Raw genomic sequence first — 9,107 nt, 5'->3', positions numbered from 1 at the left:
TATATCATTCCCACTAATTGGGGTCAGTCCAATTCTTTGAACTAAACTTTTTTATTTATTACTTTTCATATTGTGTTACTTCTTGAGCAATACCAATAATTACTTGTACTGCTTTTTCCATTACATCAATAGAAGCATATTCAAATGGGCCATGGAAGTTTCCGCATCCTGTAAAAATATTAGGTGTAGGTAAGCCCTTAAATGAAAGCTGTGAACCATCAGTACCACCGCGTATAGGTGCAGTGTTTGGTTTTATCTCTAATTCTGAAAATACTTTTTTAGGAATATCGATAATATACGGATGTGGCTTAATTTGTTCAGCCATATTATAGTATTGGTCTTCAATATCTACTTTTACTGGATAACCTTCATAATGAATATTAATATCATCACGAATTTCTAAAAGTTTTTTCTTTTTAAGTTCAAAAGATTTTCTATCGTGATCTCTTATAATATATTGTAAAGAAGCTTTTTCAACTGTACCTTCTATTTTCATTAAATGATAGAATCCTTCATAACCTTCTGTACGTTCTGGTACTTCATTAGCAGGTAGTAGACTATGGAATTGATGTACTAATCCAATAGCATTAACCATAACATTTTTTGCAGAACCAGGATGAACGTTTACACCATGTGTAGTGATTGTTGCTTCTGCTGCATTAAAACTTTCGAATTGTAATTCTCCAAACTCACTGCCATCCATAGTATAAGCGAAATCGGCATTAAAGCGTTCCACATCAAATTTGTGAGGACCACGACCTATTTCTTCATCAGGTGTAAAAGCTATACGTATGCGACCATGTTTAATTTCTGGATGGGCCTGCAAGTATTTTACTGCTTCCATAATTTCTACAACACCTGCTTTATCATCGGCACCTAGTAAAGATGTACCATCTGTAATCATTAGAGTGTGACCCTTTAGTTTTTTAAGTTCTGGAAATACATCTTGACTTAATACTCGATTTGTTTGACCTAATTTAATAGGTTGACCATCATAATCTTCTATAATCTGAGGATTAACATTTGACGCATTAAAATCTGGTGATGTATCTACGTGTGCTAAAAAACCTACAGTAGGAACTTCTTTTTCTATGTTACTTTCTAAAGTGGCAAAAAGATAACCATTATTATCCAATTCTGTTTCTAACCCAAAGTCTTGCAGTTCTTTTTGTAATAAATGTAATAAATCCCATTGTTTCTCGGTAGAAGGCGTCGATTTAGATTCGGGATTTGATTGTGTATCTATTTTTACATATCTTGATAATCTATCTATAATCTGTACTTTCATAACGAAACATCCCCTTAGACTCTATTGTTCATATTGTAAGATTTTCTATACGTTTTTCCTTTGATTTTACCATAAAATTGCTTAATACGTGTGTAAATATAATAGAGAATTTCTGCTACTAATATCCCAAAAGCAATTGAACCAGAAATTAATGTGACCTCTAGAAATGTATTCACAGCATGAGTATAGTCATTAGATACTAAAAATCGTGTTGCTTCATATGCTGTACCACCAGGAACAAGAGGAATTATACCTGGCACAATGAAGATAATAACGGGTCTTTTATAGCGTCGACTCATTACATGACTTAATAAACCAAGAATTAAACTACCTAAAAATGCAGCGCCAACTTTTCCTAAATCCATATCTACGGTATATTGATAAATTGTCCAAGCTAAGGCGCCGACAAATCCACAAGCAAGTAAAAGTCGTTTAGGAGCGTTAAATATAATAGAAAAAAGTACTGTTGAAATAAAACTTATAACAAAATGAAATAAATAAAATAACATACATAAACAGCCTTTCTTAAAGAATTAATAAAACAATCGCTACGCCTGCACCAATAGCAAATGATGTTAGTGCAGCTTCTACACCTCGAGACATTCCAGCAAGTAGCTCGCCAGCCATTAAATCTCTAATAGCATTACAAATTAAAATTCCAGGGACTAAGGGCATCACACTAGAAATTGTTATAATATTTTGATTTGTAGCAATACCTAGTTTAGTAAACGTAACAGCAATTGTAATGACTACTGCTGATGCTACAAATTCAGAAAAGAATTTAATTTGAATGAATCGCTGGACAAAGCTAAAAGTTAAAAAAGCGGCACCGCCAGCTAAAATAGCAATCCAGCAATCAGAAACAACACCGCCAAACATAAGTAAGAAAAAGCCACATGCAATTGCCGCAGCAAAAAAATTCAATAAAAAAGAATATTGTAATGAAGCTTTACTTAGATGAACCAGTTCAGATTTAGCTTCATCAATAGTTAACTCATTTTTAGCAATCTTTCTAGAAAGACTATTTGTAAGAGCAATTTTTTCTAAATCTGTAGTACGATCTCTAATTCTTATGAGTCTTGTATTTGTTCGATCATTAAGTGAGAAAATGATAGCGGTCGATGTGACAAAGCTATATGTATCATTTAAACCATAACTGTGAGCAATTCGATTCATAGTGTCTTCAACACGGTAAGTTTCAGCTCCAGATTCTAAGAGAATGCGACCAGCTATTAATACAACATCAATCACCTTATTTTCATCGATAATAGTGATTGAATTATTCATAAAAGCACCTCCACAATAATTTAAAATATATAATAATTTTCGTGTATATCTATAATATTCTTTGCTTGTATTAATACTTTATTACTAAATCTGTCATTTTAAAAGTAGAATAACAAATAAATAATATAGATGTTAAATAAGTATAAAAAAGAGATGCAACAGAATTCATTTCGAATTCCATGTTCCATCTCAAATTAAATCGTAACCTCTATAATTTAATTATAGGATTAAACATTACTTGATTACGACCTTCTTTTTTAGCTACATGGACCATATCATCGGCGTCTTTAAATACTTTACGTTGAGATTTATATTCATCTTGAGATAAATAACCAACACCAATAGACACAGATAGTTTTATAATTTCCTTATTAGGTAAATGGAACGAAGATTTTTCGACTGCCATCCTAATATTTTCAGCAAGTTTCACACTTTGATCTAAAGAATAATCGAAGATGACAATAGAAAATTCTTCACCGCCATTACGGAAGATTTTAAATTGATGTGGTACATAATTTTTAAGCAATTGAGACACTTGTTTTAGTACAGCGTCTCCTGCTTTATGAGTATATGTATCATTAACATCTTTAAATCCGTCAATGTCAACGAGTAAAAGTGCGAGACTAATATGTTCTATTTCGGCTTTTTGAGAAATCTTATTTAAATGTCTATCAAATTCTTTTACATTACCTAAACCTGTTAAATAATCATACTTATCTTCGTTTTCGTACCGTGTAACAAGAGAAAAGAAATGCCAGATATCAACAAAGGTAATAGCAGAAGTAACCGTTAATACGAATGAAATAGGTATAAGCATAATTAATTCAGTTAAATCATATAAAGTTGTGAAGATAGATAAAACAAAAATAATAACAATACTGATAGCATTTAAAATGATTAAAGCAATAATATCATTTTTTTTAAGAAACGGCCCAATTAAACTAACAATAATACCTATTATAATAAGAACGACGCCATAAAAAAAAGAATTTCCGAATAAAAATATATCCACTAGACTTATGATAAGTGAGGCAATAAAAGTGTAACCTACGTTTGTATAGCGACCAAGGAATAGTAAAGGAACGAAAGTTAGGCGAATAAGATATTGATGATGAAAAGGAATAGGGTGAGCTGTTAATAGTAATGCCACCAAAGTCATTAAAATTGTGACATAACCTTTAGAAAATATCATAATTTTATTTTCTGAATATTGTAATCGATGGAATAAATAAATTCCAGCTACCATAACGGCAATATTGTAAATAGTTGCTTCAAACATATTGGGATCGACTCCTTTAAATTAACCATTAGTAATTGTAAGTGAAAACTTACTATTTGTCATTAAGTTGTTTGTTATAAAATATATATTATGAATTTCAGATAGACTTTCATGTTCAAATTTATAACAAAATGATATGATATAAAAAATACGTATCTTTACAAAAATTTTACAATTAATTTTATTTAGTCTATGATACATGATTAAAAGTGGTCTGTTTAATGAATAGATTATTACGAAGAAAATAAATAGACTAATAATATATAAAATTGAAAAAGTATATATACTACTATAGTCTAATTTAAAAAAATAATAATAATTGTTTAAATAGTATAGATGAAAAAATAACAGGAAAATATTGAAGGTGAACTGATGTATACTTTATTACTTATTGTTGTAACATTGGTAATCAGTTTAATAATAACGCCTATTATAATAAAGGTTTCTTTTAAATTTAATTTAGTAGATCGACCTAACTATAGAAAGGTACATACAAAACCAGTATCAGTCATGGGAGGTACTGTCATACTACTTTCATTTCTTATGGGGTTATGGTTAGGCCATCCCATAGAGAGGGAAGTCAAACCTTTGGTAATTGGTTTAATTATTATGTATTTTGTAGGCATCATTGATGATATTTATGATTTGAAGCCAATTTTGAAATTAATTGGACAAATTATAGCGGCATCAGTTGTCGTTTTTTACGGGATTACCATAGATTTTATTTCTTTTCCAATTGGTCCAACCATTCATTTTGGTATTTTAAGTATACCTATTACAATTATATGGATTGTAGCAATTACAAATGCAATAAATTTAATAGATGGTTTAGATGGTTTAGCAACAGGTGTGTCAGTTATTGGTTTAACTACCATTGGTTTCATAGCTATATTACAAGGAAATGTATTTATCATTATGATTTGTAGTTTGTTGATTGGCGCATTACTTGGCTTCTTATTCTTTAATTTTCATCCTGCTAAAATCTTTTTAGGCGATAGTGGAGCATTAATGATTGGATTTATTATTGGCTTTTTATCCTTACTAGGTTTTAAAAACATCACATTTATTTCTTTATTCTTCCCAATTGTTATTTTAGCAGTACCATTTATTGATACCTTATTTGCAATGATTAGAAGAGTGAGAAATGGTCAACACATTATGCAAGCAGATAAATCACATTTACATCATAAACTTCTTGCATTAGGATATACACATCGTCAAACAGTATTACTGATATACTCTATTGCGATTATGTTTAGTTTATCGAGTATTATACTGTATTTATCTCAACCATTAGGTGTATTACTAATGTTTATCTTAATCGTCATCACAATTGAACTCATCGTTGAATTTACTGGTTTAATAGATGATAGTTATCGTCCTATTCTTAATTTAATTTCTAAAAAAAATAACAATGCATCTCGCCATAAGATAAACCATAAATAATACTTTTATTCACTTATTTACAAAAGCCAGCAATCGTAAGAGTTTGCTGGCTTTTGTGATTTAATTAATGTGTTTCAATATCAAAAGGTAATTGCTTAGGGGTATCTTTTTCTAAATTATATTGACTTGCTGTATTACGGTTTAAAAATTCGATAAATGAGTCGTATTCTGTTTCTACAACATCTATCTTATAACTTACTTTATCAGTGTAAACTTTGTCTCTTAGAAAAAAAGAAGTTGAAGCAAGTTCATACTCAAATTTACCTGTTAAGTCATAATTGATGGTAACAGTAGTGGGAATAGCATTTCTTAATTCTACACGGCCGATATCATAAATCACATCTCGTACTGCACCACTATATGCACGAATTAATCCGCCACCGCCAAGTTTAATGCCACCAAAATACCGAGTAACTACTACACAAGCATTATGAATATCTAGTTTTTTTAATATTTCAAGCATAGGAACACCTGCTGTTCCTGTTGGTTCTCCATCATCGTTGGCTTTTTGTATATTCATTTGATTGCCAACAGTATACGCAGAACAATTATGTGTTGCTTCTTTATGAGTTTGTTTTACTTCTTCTATAAACATCTTAGCCTCTTCTTCTGAGAAAACAGGTTTAATATGAGCAATAAATCGAGATTTATTAATTGTATTTTCAATAATATGTTCTTTTTTTATAGTAATAACATGATCACTCAATTTACAAATACCTCCAAGATATGATTAATATGAATTTTATTATACACGTTTGTTTTCTTTTAGATAAATAATTGATTATGAATTTCCTTTTTTATTAAAATAACTTATAATACTATTGAGTATAATTGAGGAGGACGATTATGAAAATTGCAGTAATGACAGACTCTACTGCGAATCTGCCAAAACATATTATTGAAAAATATCAGATACCAGTTGCACCACTGAGTGTAACATTTGATGATGGAGAAACATTTACTGAACATCCAGATCTTTCAAAAGAATCTTTTTATAAAAAAATGGCCGCATCTAAAACAATTCCTACAACAAGTCAACCAGCTATTGGTGAATGGATAAAGAATTATGAGGAATTGAGAGATAAAGGTTATACAGATGTTATCGTCTTCAATTTATCAAGTGGTATTAGTGGTAGTTACCCATCAGCAACACAAGCAGGTGAAATAGTAGAGGGCATTCAAGTCCACACATTTGATACAAGATTAGCTTCTATGGTTGAAGGAAGCTATGTGATTTATACATTAAAATTGATTGAAGACGGAGCAACCCCTAACGAAATTATTGAGGAATTAACGTCTATTCGTAAAGATACAGGTGCATACTTATTTGTTGATGATTTAAAAAATTTACAAAAAAGTGGTCGTATTACTGGTGCCCAAGCATGGATTGGAACACTTTTACAAATGAAGCCAGTGCTTAAGTTTGAAGAAGATGGAAAAATTCATCCTTTAGAAAAAGTACGTACACGTAAGCGAGCTTATAATTCTATAGAACAACATGCACTTGATATTGCGAAAAATATTAATGATGTAACAGTTTTTGTGATTAATGGAGATAAAACAAAAGAGGGTAAAGATTTTTGTGCTAAATTAAAAGAGAAATATTCAAACATTAATATTCAATATTGTGAATATGGACCAGTCATTGCATCTCATTTAGGTTCAGGTGGAATCGGAGTTGGATATTTCCCAAGAAAAATTGTAATCGAATAAGATGAAGGTCTAATCGTTAAAAGTGAGAACATGGAGGGCTAAGGTACCCATCTCCTTTTCGATTAGACTTTTTTTATTTTAATAAGGAAGTGTTGAAATATTAAATATTATGGAAGATTAGTATCTTCAGAAATAGAATTAAAAGATGAAATAATCAGTGAGAAAACGTTAGGTATCGTAAAGAGTTCAAAAGGATATCTGTGTATTCAATGTGGTAATGAAGATAGTGCTCATTTCTATCAATATTTTTCCTCTATTCTTAATAAAGAAGTAATATATTGTCGACAATGTATACATTTAGGAAGAATGGATAATATTACGGAATATAAAATAATTAAAAGTAAAAATGTTAAATCAGAGGGATTATATACATTATCTTTTAAATTATCTGAACAGCAATGTTATGCATCTGAAAAAATCTTATCTGCTATAGAAAACTGTGAAGACTTACTATTATATGCGGTAACTGGTGCAGGAAAAACAGAGATGATATATGAGGGTATTAGCTTATCACGTAAAAGAGGATTTAATGTAGCAATTATCTCTCCAAGAGTAGATGTAGTAGTAGAGATTAGCCAGCGTATTAAAGAAGTTTTTTTGAAAGAAAGTATTGACGTATTGCATCAATCAAGTAAACAACAATATAATGGACATTTTGTAATTTGTACTATCCATCAACTATATCGATTTAAAAATCACTTTGAAGTTATTTTTGTCGACGAAGTTGATGCATTTCCGTTGCCTATGGATCATCATCTACAAAATGCTATTAGACAAGCGGCTAAACCACTATCTGCATTGATTTATATGACTGCAACGCCACCTAGACATTTACTGCGTCAAATACCCAAACATCGCATTATACAGTTACCTGCTCGCTTTCATAGACACCCATTACCAGTCCCAAAATTTAAATATTTTAAATTAAATATGAATCGTACTCAAAGTTTTTTAAAGTACATGTTATTAAATCAGATTGAAAATAAGAGATTTACGTTAGTATTTTTTAATAATATAGAAAAGATGATTAAGATATCCGAATACTATAAAAAAATATTTTCAGATTTGATATGTATTTCAAGTGAAGATGCTTTACGTTTTGAAAAAGTGAAAGCACTTCGTGAAGGAAAACATCGAATTGTTTTTACAACAACCATTTTAGAACGTGGATTTACTATGGCTCAATTAGACGTCATCGTAATTAATGCAGATACATTTGAAAAGGCTGCATTAGTACAAATTGCTGGAAGAGTCGGACGTAAACAAGAAGCTCCCACAGGAATGGTATTATTTCTTCATGAAGGTGTGAGTATATCAATGTTGATGGCTAAAAAAGATATTACAAGAATGAATAAATTAGGGGTTCAAAGAGGGTGGATCGATGAATAAATGTATTCAATGTGCTACTCCTATTCACGAAGAGCTATCTATATTTAATTTTTATAAACCACCACAACAATTTTGCGAAACATGCAAAAAACAATGGCAAGCCATTAAACTTGATATTAGTGATGAAAATAGATGTATAAGATGTCTTAATTATAAAATAAAAGCAAGTGATGAATGTTTAGACTGTAAATGTCTCAATCAGCAATTCACTCTAATGTCACAACTGTATTGTGATTATAAATATGATGGAATAATGAAAGAAACGATTCATCATTACAAATTTATGAAAGACTACTATTTAGCTGAGGTTTTAGCTTCAAAGTTAGCATTGCCTAAAACGTCATATGACTATATTGTCCCTATTCCATCCCCTTATAAAAGAGATGAACATCGCACGTTTAATCCAGTAACCACTGTTTTGGACAAAATGGGGGTAAGCTATATAGAATTATTAGGGACACGTTTACGACCTAAGCAATCAAGACTTGGAAAAAGAGAGCGATTTAAAGCTGACAATCCGTTCTATCTTAAAGAAAATATAGATATTACGAATAAAAATATTTTACTGATCGATGATATCTATACTACCGGTTTGACAGTTCATTACACTGGGAGTGTATTATGTAATAAAAAAGTCAGAAAATTCAAAGTGTTTGCGTTTTCAAGATGACTTAAACATGATATTATAATAGTAAGAATTACCAA

9 protein-coding genes are annotated in these 9,107 nt (G+C 30.4%); 4 read left to right on the top strand and 5 right to left on the bottom strand.

Features of this window, described 5'->3' with window-relative positions; all coding sequences use genetic code 11:
* Nucleotides 1-58 precede the first annotated feature (58 nt).
* From pepT to HMPREF3046_RS07030, 4 genes are all read right to left on the bottom strand, one after another.
* A complete protein-coding gene (pepT, locus tag HMPREF3046_RS07045; RefSeq protein WP_070718014.1) occupies nucleotides 59-1,288 on the bottom strand; it encodes a peptidase T in 1,230 nt (409 codons plus the stop codon).
* Nucleotides 1,289-1,302: 14 nt separating this feature from the next.
* The gene (locus HMPREF3046_RS07040) at nucleotides 1,303-1,797 is read right to left on the bottom strand and encodes a threonine/serine exporter family protein (RefSeq protein WP_002448047.1); all 495 of its coding nucleotides are present in this window, start codon (nucleotides 1,795-1,797) and stop codon (nucleotides 1,303-1,305) included.
* A 16-nt stretch (nucleotides 1,798-1,813) separates the two neighbouring features.
* Nucleotides 1,814-2,575: a threonine/serine exporter family protein gene (locus tag HMPREF3046_RS07035; RefSeq protein WP_070718011.1), complete on the bottom strand. Its 762-nt coding sequence runs from the start codon at nucleotides 2,573-2,575 to the stop codon at nucleotides 1,814-1,816.
* Nucleotides 2,576-2,783: 208 nt separating this feature from the next.
* Nucleotides 2,784-3,854, bottom strand: a complete 1,071-nt coding sequence (locus HMPREF3046_RS07030; RefSeq protein ID WP_070718007.1) for a GGDEF domain-containing protein GdpS — start codon at nucleotides 3,852-3,854, stop codon at nucleotides 2,784-2,786.
* A 372-nt stretch (nucleotides 3,855-4,226) separates the two neighbouring features.
* Between HMPREF3046_RS07030 and HMPREF3046_RS07025 the strand changes: the two genes are divergently transcribed.
* Nucleotides 4,227-5,300, top strand: a complete 1,074-nt coding sequence (locus HMPREF3046_RS07025; protein WP_070718004.1) for a glycosyltransferase family 4 protein — start codon at nucleotides 4,227-4,229, stop codon at nucleotides 5,298-5,300.
* Nucleotides 5,301-5,364: 64 nt separating this feature from the next.
* On the opposite strand, the gene HMPREF3046_RS07020 is transcribed toward HMPREF3046_RS07025, so the two are convergent.
* Nucleotides 5,365-6,006, bottom strand: a complete 642-nt coding sequence (locus HMPREF3046_RS07020) for a YigZ family protein (protein WP_070718002.1) — start codon at nucleotides 6,004-6,006, stop codon at nucleotides 5,365-5,367.
* A gap of 140 nt (nucleotides 6,007-6,146) precedes the next feature.
* On the opposite strand from HMPREF3046_RS07020, the gene fakB1 reads away from it, so the two are divergent.
* The 3 genes from fakB1 to HMPREF3046_RS07005 all read left to right on the top strand — a co-directional run bounded on the left by fakB1 (nucleotide 6,147) and on the right by HMPREF3046_RS07005 (nucleotide 9,072).
* Nucleotides 6,147-7,013, top strand: coding sequence for a fatty acid kinase binding subunit FakB1 (fakB1, locus tag HMPREF3046_RS07015; protein WP_070718000.1), 867 nt, complete (start codon nucleotides 6,147-6,149; stop codon nucleotides 7,011-7,013).
* A 306-nt stretch (nucleotides 7,014-7,319) separates the two neighbouring features.
* Nucleotides 7,320-8,402 (top strand): DEAD/DEAH box helicase family protein, encoded by a 1,083-nt coding sequence (locus HMPREF3046_RS07010; protein ID WP_070717997.1) that lies wholly within the window; start codon nucleotides 7,320-7,322, stop codon nucleotides 8,400-8,402.
* Entirely contained in the window at nucleotides 8,395-9,072 is a 678-nt protein-coding gene (locus HMPREF3046_RS07005; protein ID WP_070717993.1) for a ComF family protein, read from the top strand. The genes HMPREF3046_RS07010 and HMPREF3046_RS07005 overlap by 8 nt, the downstream gene beginning before the upstream one ends.
* The last annotated feature ends 35 nt before the right edge of the window (nucleotides 9,073-9,107 follow it).

This window comes from Staphylococcus sp. HMSC070D05, from assembly GCF_001815595.1.
Classification (GTDB): Bacteria; Bacillota; Bacilli; order Staphylococcales; family Staphylococcaceae; genus Staphylococcus; species Staphylococcus hominis.
The sequence above is the reverse complement of the archived record's forward strand: the minus strand, read 5'-3'. Positions and strand labels throughout refer to the sequence as shown.

Coding starts and splice junctions, on each gene's coding strand:
- HMPREF3046_RS07025 (WP_070718004.1), top strand. CDS start 4,227: ATGTATACTTTATTACTTATTGTTGTAACATTGGTAATCAGTTTAATA.
- HMPREF3046_RS07035 (WP_070718011.1), bottom strand. CDS start 2,575: ATGAATAATTCAATCACTATTATCGATGAAAATAAGGTGATTGATGTT.
- pepT (WP_070718014.1), bottom strand. CDS start 1,288: ATGAAAGTACAGATTATAGATAGATTATCAAGATATGTAAAAATAGAT.
- fakB1 (WP_070718000.1), top strand. CDS start 6,147: ATGAAAATTGCAGTAATGACAGACTCTACTGCGAATCTGCCAAAACAT.
- HMPREF3046_RS07030 (WP_070718007.1), bottom strand. CDS start 3,854: ATGTTTGAAGCAACTATTTACAATATTGCCGTTATGGTAGCTGGAATT.
- HMPREF3046_RS07010 (WP_070717997.1), top strand. CDS start 7,320: ATGGATAATATTACGGAATATAAAATAATTAAAAGTAAAAATGTTAAA.
- HMPREF3046_RS07005 (WP_070717993.1), top strand. CDS start 8,395: ATGAATAAATGTATTCAATGTGCTACTCCTATTCACGAAGAGCTATCT.
- HMPREF3046_RS07040 (WP_002448047.1), bottom strand. CDS start 1,797: ATGTTATTTTATTTATTTCATTTTGTTATAAGTTTTATTTCAACAGTA.